The sequence below is a fragment of the Streptomyces sp. SA15 genome (assembly GCF_002291145.1).
In the GTDB taxonomy this organism is placed as follows: Bacteria; Actinomycetota; Actinomycetes; order Streptomycetales; family Streptomycetaceae; genus Streptomyces.
On the sequence record NZ_NTGE01000096.1, the window covers coordinates 93,160 to 110,256 of the forward strand.

General features: G+C 70.7%; 17 protein-coding genes and 1 pseudogene. 8 read left to right on the forward strand and 10 right to left on the reverse strand.

All coding sequences use genetic code 11. The annotated features are described in order from the left end of the window. Window positions 1-48 precede the first annotated feature (48 nt). The 3 genes from CLM62_RS19555 to CLM62_RS19565 all read right to left on the reverse strand — a co-directional run bounded on the left by CLM62_RS19555 (window position 49) and on the right by CLM62_RS19565 (window position 2,483). A complete protein-coding gene (locus CLM62_RS19555) occupies window positions 49-567 on the reverse strand; it encodes a hypothetical protein (RefSeq protein WP_095751203.1) in 519 nt (172 codons plus the stop codon). 10 nt (window positions 568-577) lie between these two features. Next, entirely contained in the window at window positions 578-1,684 is a 1,107-nt protein-coding gene (locus CLM62_RS19560; protein ID WP_095751178.1) for an HtaA domain-containing protein, read from the reverse strand. A 61-nt stretch (window positions 1,685-1,745) separates the two neighbouring features. After that, window positions 1,746-2,483 (reverse strand): LPXTG cell wall anchor domain-containing protein, encoded by a 738-nt coding sequence (locus tag CLM62_RS19565; protein WP_257003928.1) that lies wholly within the window; start codon window positions 2,481-2,483, stop codon window positions 1,746-1,748. A gap of 144 nt (window positions 2,484-2,627) precedes the next feature. On the opposite strand from CLM62_RS19565, the gene CLM62_RS19570 reads away from it, so the two are divergent. Beyond that, window positions 2,628-3,686 carry a hemin ABC transporter substrate-binding protein gene (locus CLM62_RS19570; protein ID WP_373559162.1) on the forward strand — a complete coding sequence of 353 codons (1,059 nt, stop codon included), beginning with the start codon at window positions 2,628-2,630 and terminating at the stop codon, window positions 3,684-3,686. A gap of 89 nt (window positions 3,687-3,775) precedes the next feature. Here the strand turns inward: CLM62_RS19570 and CLM62_RS19575 are convergent, their stop codons facing one another. The 5 genes and pseudogenes from CLM62_RS19575 to CLM62_RS19595 all read right to left on the reverse strand — a co-directional run bounded on the left by CLM62_RS19575 (window position 3,776) and on the right by CLM62_RS19595 (window position 8,363). Next, complete coding sequence (locus CLM62_RS19575; RefSeq protein ID WP_095751181.1) at window positions 3,776-4,774, reverse strand: sugar phosphate isomerase/epimerase; 999 nt, start codon at window positions 4,772-4,774, stop codon at window positions 3,776-3,778. A gap of 26 nt (window positions 4,775-4,800) precedes the next feature. Then, window positions 4,801-5,997 carry a Gfo/Idh/MocA family protein gene (locus tag CLM62_RS19580; protein WP_095751182.1) on the reverse strand — a complete coding sequence of 399 codons (1,197 nt, stop codon included), beginning with the start codon at window positions 5,995-5,997 and terminating at the stop codon, window positions 4,801-4,803. Between the two features lie 121 nt (window positions 5,998-6,118). Then, entirely contained in the window at window positions 6,119-6,976 is an 858-nt protein-coding gene (locus CLM62_RS19585; protein ID WP_095751183.1) for a sugar phosphate isomerase/epimerase, read from the reverse strand. Window positions 6,977-7,038: 62 nt separating this feature from the next. Continuing rightward, window positions 7,039-7,344 (reverse strand): annotated as a pseudogene (locus CLM62_RS19590) (ABC transporter permease); the annotation flags it as partial. Continuing rightward, window positions 7,344-8,363: a sugar ABC transporter substrate-binding protein gene (locus tag CLM62_RS19595; RefSeq protein WP_095751184.1), complete on the reverse strand. Its 1,020-nt coding sequence runs from the start codon at window positions 8,361-8,363 to the stop codon at window positions 7,344-7,346. The gene CLM62_RS19595 and the pseudogene CLM62_RS19590, both read right to left, overlap by 1 nt. Before the next feature lie 267 nt (window positions 8,364-8,630). Between CLM62_RS19595 and CLM62_RS19600 the strand changes: the two genes are divergently transcribed. From CLM62_RS19600 to CLM62_RS19625, 6 genes are all read left to right on the forward strand, one after another. After that, the gene (locus CLM62_RS19600) at window positions 8,631-9,662 is read left to right on the forward strand and encodes a LacI family DNA-binding transcriptional regulator (protein ID WP_095751185.1); all 1,032 of its coding nucleotides are present in this window, start codon (window positions 8,631-8,633) and stop codon (window positions 9,660-9,662) included. Between the two features lie 257 nt (window positions 9,663-9,919). Continuing rightward, the gene (locus CLM62_RS19605; protein ID WP_095751186.1) at window positions 9,920-10,753 is read left to right on the forward strand and encodes a M55 family metallopeptidase; all 834 of its coding nucleotides are present in this window, start codon (window positions 9,920-9,922) and stop codon (window positions 10,751-10,753) included. Beyond that, window positions 10,746-12,050 carry a M20/M25/M40 family metallo-hydrolase gene (locus CLM62_RS19610; protein ID WP_095751187.1) on the forward strand — a complete coding sequence of 435 codons (1,305 nt, stop codon included), beginning with the start codon at window positions 10,746-10,748 and terminating at the stop codon, window positions 12,048-12,050. Before CLM62_RS19605 ends, CLM62_RS19610 begins: the two co-directional genes overlap by 8 nt. Before the next feature lie 43 nt (window positions 12,051-12,093). Continuing rightward, window positions 12,094-13,017 (forward strand): LD-carboxypeptidase, encoded by a 924-nt coding sequence (locus CLM62_RS19615; protein WP_095751188.1) that lies wholly within the window; start codon window positions 12,094-12,096, stop codon window positions 13,015-13,017. A gap of 147 nt (window positions 13,018-13,164) precedes the next feature. Beyond that, window positions 13,165-14,946 carry a CocE/NonD family hydrolase gene (locus CLM62_RS19620; protein WP_373559163.1) on the forward strand — a complete coding sequence of 594 codons (1,782 nt, stop codon included), beginning with the start codon at window positions 13,165-13,167 and terminating at the stop codon, window positions 14,944-14,946. A 142-nt stretch (window positions 14,947-15,088) separates the two neighbouring features. Beyond that, window positions 15,089-15,643: a GNAT family N-acetyltransferase gene (locus CLM62_RS19625; protein ID WP_095751189.1), complete on the forward strand. Its 555-nt coding sequence runs from the start codon at window positions 15,089-15,091 to the stop codon at window positions 15,641-15,643. A gap of 3 nt (window positions 15,644-15,646) precedes the next feature. Here CLM62_RS19625 and CLM62_RS19630 read toward each other — a convergent pair whose 3' ends face one another. Next, window positions 15,647-15,997 carry a VOC family protein gene (locus CLM62_RS19630; protein ID WP_095751190.1) on the reverse strand — a complete coding sequence of 117 codons (351 nt, stop codon included), beginning with the start codon at window positions 15,995-15,997 and terminating at the stop codon, window positions 15,647-15,649. A gap of 85 nt (window positions 15,998-16,082) precedes the next feature. Further along, complete coding sequence (locus CLM62_RS19635) at window positions 16,083-16,631, reverse strand: hemerythrin domain-containing protein (RefSeq protein ID WP_095751191.1); 549 nt, start codon at window positions 16,629-16,631, stop codon at window positions 16,083-16,085. Between the two features lie 121 nt (window positions 16,632-16,752). On the opposite strand from CLM62_RS19635, the gene CLM62_RS19640 reads away from it, so the two are divergent. Continuing rightward, window positions 16,753-17,097 (forward strand): phage holin family protein (locus tag CLM62_RS19640; RefSeq protein ID WP_179382150.1); only part of this gene is annotated, 345 nt, incomplete at its 3' end.

Here is a 17,097-nt window from a genome sequence, read left to right on the forward strand (position 1 = left end):
CCTCACTGGTCGGGTGCGCCCCGCACCCGGGGCTCGCCGGACAGACGCTTACTGGAAGGTGACCGGGACGTGCACGTCGTACTTGCGGTCGTTGGTGTCGAAGTGGTCGGCACGCGTGACGATGGCGCAGGTGACGTCGTCACCGCAGACCCGGCCGTCCTCGAGGGTCGCCTTGACGTAGATCCGCGCGCTGAAGGTGCCGCCACTGCCGAACTTGGAACTGTTGGCGAACATCCCGCCGAAGGTGTTGTTGACCCAGTGCGAGGCACCGGTCGAGCCGTCCTCGTCCTGGCCGCCCAGGCACGGGGTGGGCTTGTTCGCGCCCGGGGCGCCGTTCACCACGCACAGGCCGACGTAGATGCCCTGGCCGGTGTTGAAGCCGGAGCCGGTGACGGTGATGACCTGGCCCGCAGCCGCAGCGGTGTCCGGCGCGGTCACCGACAGGTTGTAGGTGGTGCCGCCGTCCACGATCGTGCGGGTCGAGGTGGCGGCGGAAGCCGAGGTCGCCAGGCCCAGAGTGAGGGCGGCGGAGGCGGCGACGGCGAGGGCGGAAGGAATGGCTCTCATGGTGAGCACTTCACCTTTCTCGGTGCGCGGGAATCCCGCAAGGGGTTAGGTAAGGCAAACCTAAATACGATTTCGGGCTGCTTGTCAACGGATCGCATGGAACTTCCAACTCCCGGGAGTAGAAAGGGACTTGGGCAGGCCGAGGGGCGGGCCGTGCGGCCGGTTGCAGGACCTCGAACCGCGTGACGGCCCTGCGCTCCCCGGAGGCCGTGTAGAGCTCGACGGTGTGCGCGCCCTCGGTGGCGGTCCCGTACACCGGGAAGGTCCGGGAGACACGGCCCTCTTCGTCGGCCACCACCTGGTACCGGGTGTCCTCGTCGATCGCGACGAGCACCACCTCACCGGGCTCGAAACCCGCGCCGGTGACTTCCTGTTCGCTGCCCGCGGCGAGGTCGGCGTGCGCCACCGCAGCCGAGGGTTCGCGCTGTTGCCGCGGCGCCGTCCGCTGTTTCTCCGGGGCGGTGGCGCCCCGCGACGGCTGAGGTGTCCCGGCCGGCGCGGCCGGCGGTTCGGGTGCGTCGCCGCCGCCACCGGTCCCCACCGTCACGTCGAGGAGGCCGAGTCCGTCCCCCGCCGCGAACCGCTGCCCGCTCCACTCCGACAGCAGTTGTGCGCCGTCGTCCGTGAGGGATGCCCGCAGCCCGGTCCACGTCACGCCGCCCGTGCGTACGGCTGGGGAGGCGTCGCCTGCCGCCACATCGGCCAGGGCCAGTTCGCGGGCCTCGCCGTCGACGGCCGTACGCGCGAAGAGCGCGCCCCCGCCGCCGCGCAGCTCCAGTCGCAGCCCGCCGAGTGTGAGGGGCCGCACGGCCGCGGCGGACCCGGCCAACCGGGCCGTACCGGCCAACTCGACTTCGGCGTCGCCGCTTTCGGGGTCCGTGCCACCGCCCGTCGCCGGGAACCAGACGCGGTCGCCCGATCCCTGTACGGCGGGTTCGGCGACGTCGATCGACACGCCGCGGTCGGTCAGCTCCGCCTCGGCCGTGGCCCAGCTCGCGAAACCGCCGGACACCTCGCGGGGAAACGTCTCCCCGTCCTGTGCGGTCGCGGGGCCCGGGCACAGCAACGCGAGCAGCGCGCCGCCCGCCAGAGCGGCGGCGCCGGGTCTCTTCGCCATCTTCAGTTCTCCCTCTGCGCTATGAGGTTGAGTCGATGTCAGCGAGCGCACGCGCCCGAGGTCAGCCGGCGCTCGCGCCGCCCGCCTGCCCGGCCCGGCGTCGGCGCGCCCAGAACCAGGTGCCGGTGCCGGCCGCGACCAGCCCGGCCGCGGTGAGCCCGACCGTCAGGGTGGCCGAACCGGTACTGGCCAGCGGCCCGCTCGACGTCTTCTCGCCGGTGTCGCCGGAACCGCCCGTGGCGCTCGCGCTCGTGCTCGCGGTGGGGCTCGGCGTCGCCGAGGTGCCGTCGCCCGCCGAACTTCCGCCGCTGCCGCCGAACGTCACCGGGATGCGGACCGTCTGGGTCTGGTCACCGCCGCGCGTGTGGTCGTTGCGGGTGATCACGGCACAGGTCACGCCGGACTTGGTGCAGTCGGTGTTGGCGTCCTTGGCGCGGACCTTGAGCCGCACGCTGAACGTGCCCTTGTGCCCGCTGCCGCCGTACGGTTTCGCCAGTCCCTCGCCGTACGACGGCGGGTGGGAGGAGATCCACGCGGACGCCCCGGACTCGCCGGACATGTCGACACCGCCGACGCAAGGGGTCGGCGTCTTGCCGGCGCCGTTGTCCACGCAGAAGGCGACGTAGATGCCCTTCTCGGTGTTGTAGCCGGTGCCGGACACCGTCACGGTCTCGCCCGCCGGGTCGAGTCCGGAGGCCTTGGAGGCGGTGAGTTTCTGCCCCTCCGGCCCGGTCGCCGAGGTGCCCGCGGCCGCCGCGGGCGAGGCCGTCGGAAGCGTCAGAGCGATCGCCGCGACCACGGCGGCCCCTGCAACTCGCCTGCCGCGCAAGCCACTTGCCCCATTCACGCCAACACCCCCAACAAGAGTAATTAAGGTAAACCTAACCTAAGCTACTGCTCGCATGCATGCCACACGGGAGACTCGAAAGGCCGAGCGATGCGTATGTCCGGAAGTTCCCCAAAGTCCCTGCGGCGCCGGGGAATTGCCCCCCTCGCCCTGGCCCTCGCGCTGCTGACGGCCGCCTGCGGGGGCGGCGGCTCCGACTCCTCGGGGACGGACTCGGAGGCCGGCGCGTCCCCGGTGTCCGCGAGCGCGCGGGCGGCGGCGGCCGAGAAACAGCTCGACAAGAACACCCTCGTGCCCCTCGAAGGCAAGGCACCCACACCCGAGTTGCCGGTCACCGTCGACTCCTCCGACGGGCGCCGGGTCACTGTCGAGGACGCCTCGCGCATCCTGCCGCTCAACGGCGGCGTGGCGGAGATCGTGTTCACGCTCGGGCTCGGCGACCGGGTCGTCGGCCGTGACATCACCGCCACCTTCGCGGAGGCGAAGAAGCTCCCGCAGGTCACCAAGGCGCACGACGTGAGCGCCGAGAGCGTGCTGTCGCTGAGGCCGACCGTGGTGCTGGCCGACACCGACACCGGGCCGAAGGAGGCCGTCGACCAGATCAGGGACGCCGGCGTCCCGGTCGTCGTCCTCGACCCGGCCACCAGGCTGGCCGACGTCTCCACGCGCACCACCCGTATCGCCGAGGCCCTCGGCGTTCCAGCGGCGGGCAAGGCCCTCAACGCCCGTATGGACAAGGAACTTTCGGCGGCCCGCGCCGCCGTTCCGAAGGGCAGCGAGCCCAAGGTGGCCTTCCTGTACATGCGGGGCAGCGCGGCCGTCTATCTCATGGGCGGCAAGGGGTCGGGCGCCGACTCGCTGATCGATGCCGCGGGCGCGGTGGACGCGGGCGTCGAGGCGGGTCTGGACAAGCCGTTCACACCCCTCACCAGCGAAGCGCTCGTCAGCGCCCAGCCGGACGTGATCCTCATGATGGACAAGGGCCTGGAGTCCGTCGGCGGCGTCGACGGACTCGTCGACATCCCGGGCATCCGCGAGACACCGGCCGGCGCGAACCGACGGGTCGTCACCCTGGAGGACGGTGTGCTGCTCAGTTTCGGGCCGCGCACGCCGCTGGTCATCGACATCCTCGTCGACCGCATTCACGGGGGCTGAGCGGAAGGCCGTATCCCCTGTCCTCAATGGATGGGTGCAGCCGTGGCCCCGTTCCCGGCCGGCGGGAACGGGGCCACGAGGGGAGTGCGTTACAGGCCGGCCGCGGCGCTGAGCAGGTTCTTGGCGGCCAGGGCGAGCCCCTCGGTCTGGGAGTAGGCGGCGTCCTCGTGCTCGATGTTGACGGCCATGTCCGGGTCGATCTCGGCGAGGGCGCGCAGGAACCCGGTCCAGAAGGGGACGTCGTTCCCGAGGCCGACGGCGACGAACTTCCACGCCGGGTTCTCCGGCCAGGCGTTGCACCAGAAGCCGTAGCCGGTGGGCACCTTGTCGGGCGCGTCGGCAGGCACCCGGGTGAACGAGGTGTCCAGTACGCCGCGGATGTCGGCGCCGGGGCAGAGCGTGGCGTCCTTCGCGGCGGCGTGGAAGACCAGCGGGCCCAGCCACTTGATCGACTCGATGACGTCCATGCCCTGCCACATCAAGTGGGAGGGGTCCATCTCGGCGCCGATGTTCGTCGCGCCCGTCTCGTCGACGAGCCGCTTGAGGGTGACGGGGGAGAACACCACGTTGTGCGGGTGCATCTCGATGGCGACCCGGACGTCGTTCTCCCGGGCCAGCGCGTCGATCTCCTGCCAGAACTCGACGGCCACGCCCCACTGGTAGTCCAGGACGTCCATGTAGACGCCGTCCCACGGGTTGACGACCCAGGAGGGGTACTTGGCATCGGGGTCGGAGCCCGGGGTGCCGGACATGGTGACGACGTGCTTGACGCCGAGCAGACCGGCGAGCCGGATGGTGCGGCGCAGGTCGTCGGCGTGCTTCGGGCCCACCCCGGGGAGCGGGTTGAGCGGGTTGCCGTTGCAGTTGAGCCCGGTCAGTTCCATCCCGCGGTCGGCGAAGGTGGCCAGGTACTCCTCGCGCGCGGTGGCCGAGGACAGCAGCAGGTCGACGGGGCAGTGCGGGGAGGGGATGAAGCCGCCGGCGTTGACCTCCACGGAGGTCAGGCCGTTGGCCTTCAGGATGTCGAGGGCCTCGGGGAGCGTCCGGTCGTGCAGACAGGCGGTGTAGGCGCCCAGCTTGAGGGCCATGAGGGTGCTCCTTCGATGGGTGGGGGTCAGGCGACGGGCGGAATCGTGACGGCGGCGCCGGCGTTCTCGGAGGACTCGACGACGGCCCGGATGATCTCCATCGTGCGCAGCGCGTCGGCGAACGTGGGGCAGGCCGGCAGCGGCTCGGCGACGCCCGCGACCTGGTCGAGGAACGCGCGTGCCTGGTAGGTGAAGTTGTCGCCGTTGCTTGCGCCGACACCCGGCGCCTCCATCGGGACACCGCCCGCGAAGTACGGCAGGTTCGGGCCGGCGATGATCTGCCGGGCGCCGCGGGTACGGGTGTCGGGCTGGGCGTCGTCGAAGAGGTACTCGGCGGGCCGGTGCTGGTCGAACGCGGCCCGGCCGCCGAGGCCCACGACATCGAAGGCGAGACCGTTGGGCAGGCCGAACGCGGTGCGCGACACCGAGAAGGTGCCGACGAGCCCCGACTCGAAGCGGGCGGTGAAGGACGCGGTGTCCTCGTTCTCGACCTCTCCCACCTCGTCGGACACGGGGGCCGCGTTGTGCCCGACGACCGCGCCCAGCGGCAGCGGCCGCTTGGGGATCTGCGTCGACAGCGAGGCACCGGACACCGCGGCGATGGGCCCGGCGACGTACTCGGCGACATCGATGACGTGCGAGCCGATGTCGCCGAGCGCACCGGAACCGGGGCCGCCCTTGAACCGCCAGCTCAGCGGCCCGCTCGGGTCGGTCGCGTAGTCGCACCAGTACCGGCCGCTGAACAGCGACAGATCGCCCAGCTCGCCGCGCCGCACGTGATCCCGGATCGCGGCGATGCCGGGGGAACGCCGGAAGGTGTACCCGACGGCGGTCACGACATCGGCGGTGCGCTCCCACGCGGCCATCGCGCGGGCGTCCTCGAGCGAGCCGGCCAGCGGCTTCTCGCACAGCACGTGTTTGCCCGCGGCGATCAGCGCCTGAGCGATCGGCCGGTGCAGAGCATTGCCCACGACGATGCTGACGGCGTCGATCGTCGGGTCCTCGGCGACGGCCTCCCAGCTCGCGAGCGCCTTCTCATAGCCGTACCGGCGGGCGGCATCCTCACCGAGTGCGACGTTGGCGTCGGCGATCGCGGCCAGACGGATCGGCGGCAGGCCCGCCCCGAAGACCGTGTTGACGTTGCGGTAGCCGGCGGCATGGCTGCGGCCGGCCATACCGGCGCCGATCACCGCGACGGAGAGGGGTTTGGCGGACGTGGTCATGGGAGTGCCTTTCGGGGGCTGTGAGCTGTTGTTGGTTGAGTGCGTATGAGCGCGGTCACCGGTGTCGGCGCGATGTCCGACGTACCGACGAAGCGGGTGTCGACGCCGTGGCACACTCGTGTCAGGCCCCGGCGGCCAGGTACTCCGCGATCTTCTCCCGCATGAAGAGGGACGACTCCTTCGCCCGTTCCTCCCAGGCGAAGACGCACGCCGTCAGCGTGCCGTCGAAGCCGCTCGCACGCAGCTCGCGGAAGAGCTCGTCGAAGTCGACCTCGCCCTGCCCGATGTCCAGGTGCTGGTGGATGCGGGCCGGCGTGCCAGGCGGGTTGAGGATGTAGCGGTTGCCGGAGGACGCGGTGTGGTCGAAGGCGTCGGCCAGGTGGACGTGCGTGAGCAGGTGTCCCGCGTACTTGATGATGCCGGGGGCGTCGTCGCCGATGTGGAAGGTGTGCGGGGCGCAGTAGAGGAACGTGACGTTGGAGTGGTTGACGCCCCGGATCAGGTTGACCGCGTCGTAGCCGTTCTCGATGAAGTCGTCCGGGTGCGGTTCCAGGGCGAGGCGGACGCCCTCGCGTTCGAACAGCGGCAGCAGCTCGTCCATCGACTTCCAGAACTGCGCCTCGCTGCGGTCGGCGTCTTCGGGGCGCCCGTTGAACTCGGAGATCATGCTGTCCACTCCGAGGTCGGCGGCGATTTGGATCGACCGCTTCCAATACCGTACGGCGGCCTGCCGGGCGTCCTCGTCGGGGCCGGACCAGCGGAACAGGGGCAGGAGGGAGGAGATGCCGACGCCCGCCGCGTCCAGCGCCTTGCGGAACTTCCGTACGGTGGCGTCGTCCACCCGTGGGTGCCGGAAGAACGGGATGAAGTCCTCGCGGGGGGACAGCTCGATCCACTCGTAACCCAACTCGGCCACCGCGCCGGGGAGTTCGAGGAGCGGGACGTTGCGGATCATGTAGGGGTCGAGAGCGATCTTCATGAGGGTGCCTTTCAACGACCGTCGATCTGGAGAGCGAGGTCCGCCTCTTCGGGGAGTTCCTCGACGTCCACGCCCCGGACCTGTGCCAACTCGCCGCCGATCATCAGCAGCGCCACCGGTATGGTCACGATCCCGATCGTCGACGACTGGTACAGGATGTTCGCCATCGAGCTGCCGTCACGCACCGGCGGCGCCGAGATCAGGAAGAACACGTACACCGCCACCGCGCCGAGGAAGACACCCACCTCGGGACGGGCGAGCAGCCGCAGCGCCAGGGGACGTTCCGCCGTGCGGCCGTCCTTCTCGCCGGCCGGCGGAGCCGGCGACGGGGAGCCCGTCGCCGGAGCCGTTGTCTGGGCCATGCTCATCACCTGGTGCCCTTCGCGGCGTACCCGGCGATCTTGGCGACGTTGGACTTGTCGACGAAGGCCGGACCGGTCAGCACCGGCTGCTCACCACCACCGCTGTAGTTGCCGTTGTTCTTGTAGAGCCACAGCGAGTCGACCGCCAGGTAGCCCTGGAGGTAGGGCTGCTGGTCGACGGCGAACTGGATACTGTCGTTCTCGATGGCCGAGATGAGTTCCTTGTTGAGGTCGAAGGTGGCGATCTTCGCCTTGCTGCCGGTCTCGTCCACCGACTGCGCGGCCGTCAGCGCGATCGGGGCGGCGAGCGTGACCACCTCGTCGATGGAGGAGTCCTGCTTCAGCTTGGCGGTGATCGTCGACTTCACGGACGGCATGTCGGCGCCGTTGACGTACAGCTTGGTGGTCTTGCCCTTGAAGCCCTTCTCCACACCCGCGCAGCGCTGGTCCAGGTTGACCGCTCCCTGGACCTGGACCACGCACAGGGCGTGCTTGGCGTCGGTGGAGTTGAGCCTCGTGCCGAGCGCCTCGCCGGAGACGGTTTCGTCCTGACCGAAGAACGACAGCAGGCCCTGCTCCTTCCAGTCGGAGGTGCCGGCGTTGAAGCCGACGATCGGGATGCCGGCCTGCTCGGCCTTGGCGACCACGTCCTTCAGGGCGTCGGGCTTGGCGAGGGTGACGGCGATGCCGTCGACCTTCTGGTCGATGGCGTTCTGGACCAGGCTGGCCTGGTCGGCGGCGTTCTCGTCGTTGGAGTAGACGAGCTTGACGTTGTCCTTGGCGGCCGCGGCCTCGGCGCCCTTCCGGATGGTGTCCCAGAAGGTGTCGCCCGCGGGCGCGTGGGTGACCATCGCGATCGTCATGCGGGGCGTATTCGCCTTGCCCGCGGAGATGTCGTTCGCGGCTTCCTCGGCCTTCTTGCCGCCGGAGCCGCTGGAACAGCCGGCGAGGGTGAGGGCGGTCGCGGCGGCGACGGCCACGGCGGGGACGATTCCGCGGGAACGGGGGAGGGATGTGCGACTCATGACTGATGCACCTCGCTGTGCATGGGAGGGGAGGTAGGGGGCGGTGGATCCGCGGCTGCTTGGTGGGGCCGGGGCGGTCGCGACGGCCTCGGTCGGCGTCGCGGTGCCGTGGGAGCCGGAGGGCGCGAGATGTGGGGCGCCGCACTGCCGGGCTGGCTACGTTGGAACAACAGGACAATTTAAAGCGCTTTAAGTCCTGGTACTATCGGCTCGTTTCGTGAGCGTGTCAAGGGTGTTGCGCGAGGAGATTGCCGCCAGGAGGCTCAAGTGGACGACAGCGGTGCCGAGCATCACCGGAACGGCACGAACAAGCGTCCTCGGCTGGAGGACGTGGCCGCCCGGGTGGGCGTGTCCACCGCCTCCGTGTCCCTGGTGCTGCGCGGTGTGCCCGGGCCCAGTGAACGCACCCGGCAGCGCGTCCTGAAGGCGGCCGCCGACCTCGGCTACCAGGTGGACCGCACCGCGAGCGTGCTGGCCAGCAGGCGCAGCAGGCTGCTCGGCGTCATGGTCGACATCCACAGTCCCTTCCACGCCGAACTGGTCGAGCATCTGCACACGGCCGCCGAGGACGTCGGCTACGACCTCGTCCTGAGCACCCAGACCCGTACCCGCGACGAGCACACCGCCGTCGAGACGCTGCTGGCCTTCCGCAGCGAGGCGCTGATCCTGCTCGGCCCGACCGCTCCCGCGGACACCCTCGCCGCCCTCGACCGCAAGTCACCCGTCATCGCCGTCGGCCGCCGGATCGCCGACGCCGCCCTGGACGTCGTACGCACCGCGGACGACGACGGAGTGGGCCAGATCGTCGACCATCTGGTGGGCCTCGGCCACCGTGCGATCACGTACGTCGACGGCGGCAAGGGCGTCATCGCCACCGACCGGCGCCGCGGCTACCGCGGCGCGATGCGCCGTCACGGCCTGGACGAGTACATCCGGGTGCTGCGCGGCGACCACACCGAAGTGGCCGGCGAGCGCGCCGCGCGCGATCTCCTCGACGGCGACAGCCTGCCCACCGCCGTGGTCGCCTTCAACGACCAGTGCGCCATCGGCGTCCTGACCGCCCTCGGTCGCGCGGGCGTCGCCGTCCCGGGCGAGGTGTCCGTGGTCGGCTACGACGACGACACCCTCTCCCGGCTGAGCTGCTTCAACCTGACCACCGTGAGCCAGGGCGCCCGGGAGCAGGCGTGGCACGCGGTGACCGCCGCCGTCGAACGCCTCGACCAGGGCCGCACCGCCCCCCGCGAGGTCGTCCTCCCCCCGCATCTCGTCGTACGCGGCACCACGGCCGAGCCCGCCTGACACGCTCCGCCGGCCCTGTCGCCGTGGGCGGGACGGTCGGGCCCCCGCTTCGCTCAGAGGCCGGCAGGTTGGGGGGAGCCGTCACCCCTCTTCCATTCGGCCCAATCGCCTGGACCGACGGACTGACGCACCCTCAGGAGAGGTACTTCCGGCCCGGACGGAGGGAAGCGGCCTTACTGACGCCGGCGCGGGAACGCTGCCGAACCTCCCGTCCCCTTCGTGGCAGGTTCCCTCGTCGGCGCGTAACGTGACGCAGCATGAAGATCCTGATCAGCGCCGACATGGAAGGAGCCACCGGTGTGACGTGGCCCGCCGACGTGCTGCCGGGAACGCCGCAGTGGGAGCGGTGCCGGGCGATGTTCACCTCGGACGTCAACGCCGCCGTGCTGGGATTCTTCGACGGCGGCGCCGACGAGGTGCTCGTCAACGAGGCGCACTGGACCATGCGCAACCTGCTGCTCGAACAGCTGGACGAGCGGGCGCAGATGCTCACCGGGCGGCACAAGTCCCTGTCCATGGTGGAGGGCGTGCAGCACGGCGACGTGGACGGCATCGCCTTCGTCGGCTACCACGCGGGCGCCGGCATGGAGGGCGTCCTCGCGCACACCTACCTCGCCAACTCCATCACCGGGGTGTGGCTGAACGACGTACGGGCGAGCGAGGGGCTGCTCAACGCGCACGTCGTCGCCGAGTACGGCGTGCCGGTCGTGCTCGTCACCGGCGACGACGTGGCCTGCGAGGACGCGCTCGGCTATGCCCCCGAGGCGCTGAAGGTCGCCGTCAAGGACCACGTGTCGCGGTACGCGGCCGTGTGCCGTACGCCGGGCAGGACCGCCGCCGACATCCGGGCCGCGGCGAAGGAGGCCGCCGCCCTGGCGGTCCGTCAGGAACCGGTGCGCGGCGGCCCGTTCACGATCGCGCTGGAATTCGACGCAGAGCACCTCGCGATGGCCGCCACCGTCGTACCGGGCGTGACCCGCGTCGCCGAGCGGAAGGTGATGTACACCAGCGAGCGCATGTACGAGGGGATCCGCACCTTCAAGGCGGTCACCACGATCGTCTCGGCCGCGGTGGAGGAGCAGTATGGCTGACCAGCAGGCCCTGGACGAGGTCGTCGAGTTCACCTCCGACCTCATCCGCATCGACACCACCAACCGGGGCGGCGGCGACTGCCAGGAGCGGCCCGCCGCCGAGTACGCCGCCGCCCGCCTCGCCGAGGCGGGCCTGGAGCCCACCCTGCTGGAGCGGGCTCGGGGCCGTACGAACGTCGTCGCCCGCATCGAGGGCACCGACCCGTCGGCCGACGCCCTGCTCGTCCACGGTCATCTGGACGTCGTGCCCGCCGAGGCCCGGGACTGGAGCGTGCACCCCTTCTCCGGGGAGGTCCGCGACGGCGTCGTGTGGGGGCGCGGCGCCGTCGACATGAAGAACATGGACGCGATGATCCTCGCCGTCGTCCGGGCCTGGGCGCGGGAGGGCGTACGGCCCCGGCGCGACCTCGTCATCGCCTTCACCGCAGACGAGGAGGCGAGCGCCGAGGACGGCTCCGGATTCCTCGCCCACCGGCACGCCGGGCTGTTCGAGGGCTGCACGGAGGGCATCAGCGAGTCAGGGGCGTTCACCTTTCATGACGGCGGCGGGCGCCAGATCTACCCGATCGCGGCCGGTGAGCGCGGCACGGGCTGGCTCAGGCTCACGGCGCGCGGGCGGGCCGGGCACGGCTCCAAGGTGAACCGCGAGAACGCCGTGACCCGTCTCGCCGCCGCGATCACCAGGATCGGCGAGCACGAGTGGCCGCTGCGGCTCACCCCGACCGTGCGCGCCGCGCTCACCGAACTCGCCGCGCTGTACGGCATCGACACCGATCTGCGCGACGTGGACGCGCTGCTGGACAAGCTGGGCCCGGCGGCGGCGCTCGTCGAGGCGACCGTCCGCAACAGCGCCAACCCGACCATGCTGGACGCCGGCTACAAGATCAATGTGATTCCGGGGGAGGCGGCGGCATACGTCGACGGGCGGTATCTGTACGGCGCCGAGGCCGAGTTCCGCGCCACGCTCGACCGGCTCACCGGGCCGGACGTGCACTGGGAGTTCCAGCACCGCGAGGTCGCCCTCCAGGCACCGGTGGACTCGCCGACGTACGCGAAGATGCGCGCCGCCGTCGAGGAGTTCGCGCCGGAGGGGCACGTCGTTCCGTACTGCATGTCCGGCGGCACGGACGCCAAGCAGTTCTCACGCCTCGGCATCACCGGCTACGGCTTTGCGCCGCTGAAGCTGCCGGAGGGCTTCGACTACCAGGCTCTCTTCCACGGAGTGGACGAGCGCGTCCCGGTGGAGGCGCTGCACTTCGGGGTTCGGGTGCTCGACCGTTTCCTGCGGACGGCCTAGGCGAGTGGAGACAGTGAAGGAACACGTCGATGGAGCGGGCCCGGTGAAGGAACTCCTGCGGCCGTCCCGGCTCGCCCCCGGTGCCCGCGTGGCCGTCGTCGCGCCCAGCGGGCCCGTGCCCGAGGAGCGGTTGCAGGCCGGGCTCGACGTGCTGCGCGGCTGGGACCTCGACCCTGTGGTGGCGCCCCATGTGCCGGCCCGGCACGGCGAGTTCGGATACCTGGCGGGTACGGACGCCGACCGGGCCGCCGATCTGCAGGGCGCCTGGTGCGATCCGGCCGTGGACGCGGTGCTGTGCGCGCGGGGCGGGTACGGGGCGCAGCGGATGGTCGACCTGCTCGACTGGGCGGCGATGCGGGCGGCCGGACCGAAGGTGTTCGTGGGCTTCAGCGACATCACGGTGCTGCACCAGGCGTTCGCCACCCGGCTGGGCCTGGTCACGCTGCACGGGCCGGCGGCGGCCGGCGTCGACTTCATCAAGAACGCCCGGGCGCAGGAGCACCTGAAGGCCACGCTGTTCGCTCCGGAGACGGTCCGTACGATCGCCTCCGCCGGTACGGCCATGGTTCCCGGGCGCGCCCGGGGCGTCACGCTGGGCGGCTGTCTGAGCCTGCTCGCCTCCGACCTCGGTACGCCGCACGCCCGCACCGGGGCCCGGGGCGGCCTGCTGCTGATCGAGGACGTGGGCGAACGGACGTACCGAATAGACCGGATGCTGACCCAGCTCCTGCGCAGCGGATGGCTCGACGGCGTCACCGGGATCGCGCTCGGCTCCTGGGCCGGGTGCGGTCCGTACGACGAAGTGCGTGCGGTCCTCGCCGACCGGCTCGCCGGACTCGGGGTGCCCGTGGTGGAGGAGTTCGGGTTCGGGCACTGCGAGGGGGCGCTGACGATCCCCTTCGGAGTGACGGCCGAACTCGACGCCGACGCGGGCACGGTGACGCTCGACGCACCGGCTCTGCGCTGAGCCCGTTCCCCTGAATACCTGTCAAGAAACACCCGTCACGGCGATTGACCTCGCCTGACACGTGTCACACCATGGCTGTCGACAGTACTTACTGGCCGGTAAGTCGGGCTGTTTCTCCGTGTGATCGTCCTCAGTGTGGAGGCCTTCGTGTCCCGTCGTGTGCCCGGACTCCGAGTCCCGCTCGCGCTTCTGCTCGGTGTCACGCTCACCGCACCCCTCGCCCTCCCCACTCCCGCGTCCGCGGCCGGCCCCTTCACCGTCACCGCACTGACGTTCACCGTCCAGGCAGGCGGCCGCACCTGCACGATCGACGCCGACCTGTACCGGCCCGCCGACGTGAACCGCGACCGCCCCGCACCTGCCGTGCTCGCCACGAACGGCTTCGGCGGCAGCAAGGTGGACGGCCAGACGGACGCCGTCGGCAAGGCCTTCGCCCAGCGCGGCTATGTCTCACTCGTCTACTCCGGGCTCGGCTTCGGCGAGTCCGGCTGCCTGATCTCGCTCGACGACCCGGCGATCGACGGCGCGGCGGCCTCGCAGCTCATCGACTTCCTGGGCGGCAAGCGGTCCGCCGACGACGGAACCAACGCCGACTTCGTGACCCTCGACAGCGCGGGCGACCCGCGGGTCGGCATGGTGGGCGGCTCCTACGGGGGCGCCATCCAGCTGGCGACGGCGGCCGTCGACCACCGCGTCGACGCGCTCGTGCCGATGATCACCTGGAACGACCTGGCGTACTCCCTCGACCCGAACAACGCGGTGGGCGCCGGGCGCGTGCCCGGCGCCTTCAAATGGCAGTGGACGAACGGCTTCTACCTCATCGGCGAGGGACAGCCGCTGCTGCAGCCGAGCCTCGATCCGTCCCGGATCAACTCCCTGCCCTGCCGGCACTTCGTCCCGAAGGCCTGCGACACCATCCACACGCTGAACTCCGGCCGCTACCCGGCGGACCGGACCGCCGAACTGCTCGCCTACGCGCACAGCGTGTCGCCGAAGTCGTACCAGAGCCGGATCGAGGCGCCCACGTTGTTGGTCCAGGGACAGGCCGACAGCCTCTTCAACCTCAACGAGGCGACGGCGACGTACAAGGCCCTCACGGCCCGGGGGACGACCACCAAGATGATCTGGCAGTCGTGGGGTCACAGCGGCGGGACGACGGCCCCGGCCAGCGGTGAATTCAACCTCGCCGAAGGCAACTTGGAGACCAGCTACGTGGGCAGGCGCATCCTGGCCTGGTTCGACCGCTACCTGCGCAAGCGCGGCGACGTCAGCACGGGCCCGGCCTTCGCGTACTTCCGCGACTGGATCAACGACCCCACCAGCACCTACGCCACCGCCGACCGCCTCCCCGCCCTCAGCCAGAAGCTGTACCTCTCCGGAGACGCCAAGCTGGTCGACAACAGCCGGAAGGTCGTCCGAGGCAGCCGCACCTACACCAACCGGCTCGTCCCCACCAGCCATTCGGAGCACTCGCTGGCCCGCCTCATCGGCCTGCCGGACCCGGCGCCGTACGACACCGAGGGCACCTACCTCGGCTGGACCAGCGAGCCGCTGTCACGCACGATCGATGTCGTCGGCGCCCCGAGGGCCACCCTGAAGGTGATCTCCCCGAAGGCCGAACGCACCCAGAACTCGGGCGACGCCGCCGACAAGCTGGTCCTGTTCGCCAAGCTCTACGACATCGCCCCCGACGGCACCAAGACCCTGGCCCACCGCCTTGTCGCCCCGGTCCGAGTCCCCGACGTGACGAAGAGCTTCACGGTGACCCTCCCGGGCATCGTCCACCGCTACGAGAAGGGCCACCGTCTTCAGTTCGTGATCGCGGCGAGCGACGACGCGTACTTCGGCAACCGGGGCATCAAACCGGTGACCGTGGCGAGCGCGCCGGGGGAGACGGGGGTGCTGGAGCTCCCGGTGGCGGGCGGCTGAGCCGCCCGGCGAACACCCTTCACCGTGCGTGACGGCGTCGGCAGGCACATCCTGGAGGTATGAGCCCGAAGACCTTCGAGCACTGTGCGGAGCGTATTTCATGAAGCGGCGCGGCCAGGGCGTCGCGTCGTAGGGTGGCCGGATGCCCGACAGCGCTTCCCGTTACCTTGCCGAAGGCCCTCGCGTGGGGATACGTCACTTCACCTACGAGGACGGTGCCGAGTTCACCGCCCGGGTCCGGGAGAGCAGGGAACTGCACCGGCCGTGGCTGTTTCCGCCGGACAGCGCACGAGCGTATGCCGCGTACGCCGGGCGGCTGATCGAGGACCCGGCCAAGGCCGGGTTCCTGGTGTGCGAGAAGGGCGAGGGCGGGGCCATCGCCGGGTTCATCAACATCAACAACATCGTCGAGGGCGGCTTCCAGTGCGGCGCCCTGGGCTACGGCGCCTTCGCGCACGCCGCCGGGCGCGGGCTGATGCGCGAGGGGCTCGATCTTGTCGTCGGGTACGCGTTCGGGCCGATGCGGCTGCACCGGCTGGAGATCGATGTGCAGCCGCTCAACGCCGCGTCCATCGCGCTCGCCCGCAGCTGCGGGTTCCGGCTCGAAGGGTTCTCGCCGAACATGATCTTCATCGACGGGGCGTGGCGGGATCACGAGCGCTGGGCGATCACCGTCGAGATGCGGGCCGGAAGTTGATCTTCATGCTCCGCCGCGGTCCGCGTACTCGTACACCGTGCCGTCCGGATGCATCGCGATCAGATTGCGGCCCACCGGCGTCGGCACCGGGCCCGCGATGATGTGCGCGCCCATCTCGGTGAGCACTTGGCGGGCCTCGTCGACGTCCTTCACGGCGATCGTCGCGGCGACCTTGCGCAGCACCTCCAGTTCGGCCTCGGGCCCGCTCATCAGCAGGAAGCAGCCGACCGCGGCGACCTGCACGCCGCCGCGTTCGAAACGGAGGGCTCTGCCGCCCGCCAGCCGTTCGTAGAAGGGGACCGCGGTCTCCAGGTCGTCGACGCAGACGCGCAGCGTGGCTCCCAGAATGTCCATGTGGACGAGCCTAGTTGGGGCCGCCGAGTGAGGAGATCGTTTTCACGCGATCCCCCCGCCTCGACCGCCCTGGAGGCTGCTCAGGTCAGCCCATGGCCTTGCGTACGGCATCCCGTGTACGGTCGACCACGGCCGCGACCGGCCCTGCCGCCACGTTCTTGAGCGCCGTGTCGGTGCCCGGGTGCGGGCGGGTCGGCGCCAGGGCCTCGGCCGCCTGCACGGCGCGGGCCAGCGTCTCCAGCCGGCCGCGGTCGGCGACCCGGTCGAAGTGCGCGAACTCGTAGCGTTCCTCGTTGTCGGCGTGTGCCAGGACGTCCTGGCGCAGGGCCGCGAAGTGGTCGAAGAACTCGGGGGAGCCGGGATCCATGTCGTCCAGACGCGCCAGCGCCTGCTTGGCCTGCTCCTCCTCCTGGATACGGTCCCCGACGACGATTTCGCCATCATCGATGTGCGTGCGGGCAAAGGGATGGACGACCTCTTCCTCGGCGGTCTCGTGCACCGCGAGGAGGCGGACGAGGTCGTGGAAGGCCTGCTTCCGCTCGTCGCCCCTGGTGGCCGCCACCTCGTCGAGCAGTTCTCGGATCCGCGTGTGCTGCCCTTTGAGCAACTCCACGACGTCGACACGTTCGGTCATCCTCTTTCTCCCTGAATAATCCCTGAATAAGGGGTTCATCCCTGAATGAGGGGCTTGCGAGCAGGGCGGGTACCCCGGGTCAGGAGCGTTACGCGCCCGGGGCCGGGGGTACCCGGCGGCCATGGACCGCTTGGATCACCTGGAGCATCTGGACAAGCATCTGGTCGACGAGCTGGCGCAGGTGGCGCGGGAGACCGTACGCGACGAACTGCGCGAGCAGACACGCAGGCGACGCCGTACGGCCATGCTGTACGCCGCGTCCGGCGCCGTCGCCCTGTACGCGGGCGCGGCCCTCGCGCTCACCGTGGGTCTGGCCCTCGCCGCCGGTCTGCCGGACTGGGCCGCCGCCCTGATCACCGCCGTGATCCTCGGCGTCGTGGCGTATGTGCTGCGCGGTGCCGCGCGGCCCTCGGCGTCCCGTCCGACGCCCGAACGCGCGGCGGAACTGGCCGCGGAGGGGGACCGC

Bases quoted from the DNA above. Each gene is read 5' to 3' on its own strand.
- CLM62_RS19555 (WP_095751203.1), bottom strand. From the start codon at position 567: ATGAGAGCCATTCCTTCCGCCCTCGCCGTCGCCGCCTCCGCCGCCCTC.
- CLM62_RS19575 (WP_095751181.1), bottom strand. From the start codon at position 4,774: ATGGCCCTCAAGCTGGGCGCCTACACCGCCTGTCTGCACGACCGGACG.
- CLM62_RS19560 (WP_095751178.1), bottom strand. From the start codon at position 1,684: ATGGCGAAGAGACCCGGCGCCGCCGCTCTGGCGGGCGGCGCGCTGCTC.
- CLM62_RS19580 (WP_095751182.1), bottom strand. From the start codon at position 5,997: ATGACCACGTCCGCCAAACCCCTCTCCGTCGCGGTGATCGGCGCCGGT.
- CLM62_RS19610 (WP_095751187.1), top strand. From the start codon at position 10,746: ATGGCTGACCAGCAGGCCCTGGACGAGGTCGTCGAGTTCACCTCCGAC.
- CLM62_RS19625 (WP_095751189.1), top strand. From the start codon at position 15,089: ATGCCCGACAGCGCTTCCCGTTACCTTGCCGAAGGCCCTCGCGTGGGG.
- CLM62_RS19605 (WP_095751186.1), top strand. From the start codon at position 9,920: ATGAAGATCCTGATCAGCGCCGACATGGAAGGAGCCACCGGTGTGACG.
- CLM62_RS19595 (WP_095751184.1), bottom strand. From the start codon at position 8,363: ATGAGTCGCACATCCCTCCCCCGTTCCCGCGGAATCGTCCCCGCCGTG.
- CLM62_RS19585 (WP_095751183.1), bottom strand. From the start codon at position 6,976: ATGAAGATCGCTCTCGACCCCTACATGATCCGCAACGTCCCGCTCCTC.
- CLM62_RS19635 (WP_095751191.1), bottom strand. From the start codon at position 16,631: ATGACCGAACGTGTCGACGTCGTGGAGTTGCTCAAAGGGCAGCACACG.
- CLM62_RS19570 (WP_373559162.1), top strand. From the start codon at position 2,628: ATGTCCGGAAGTTCCCCAAAGTCCCTGCGGCGCCGGGGAATTGCCCCC.
- CLM62_RS19630 (WP_095751190.1), bottom strand. From the start codon at position 15,997: ATGGACATTCTGGGAGCCACGCTGCGCGTCTGCGTCGACGACCTGGAG.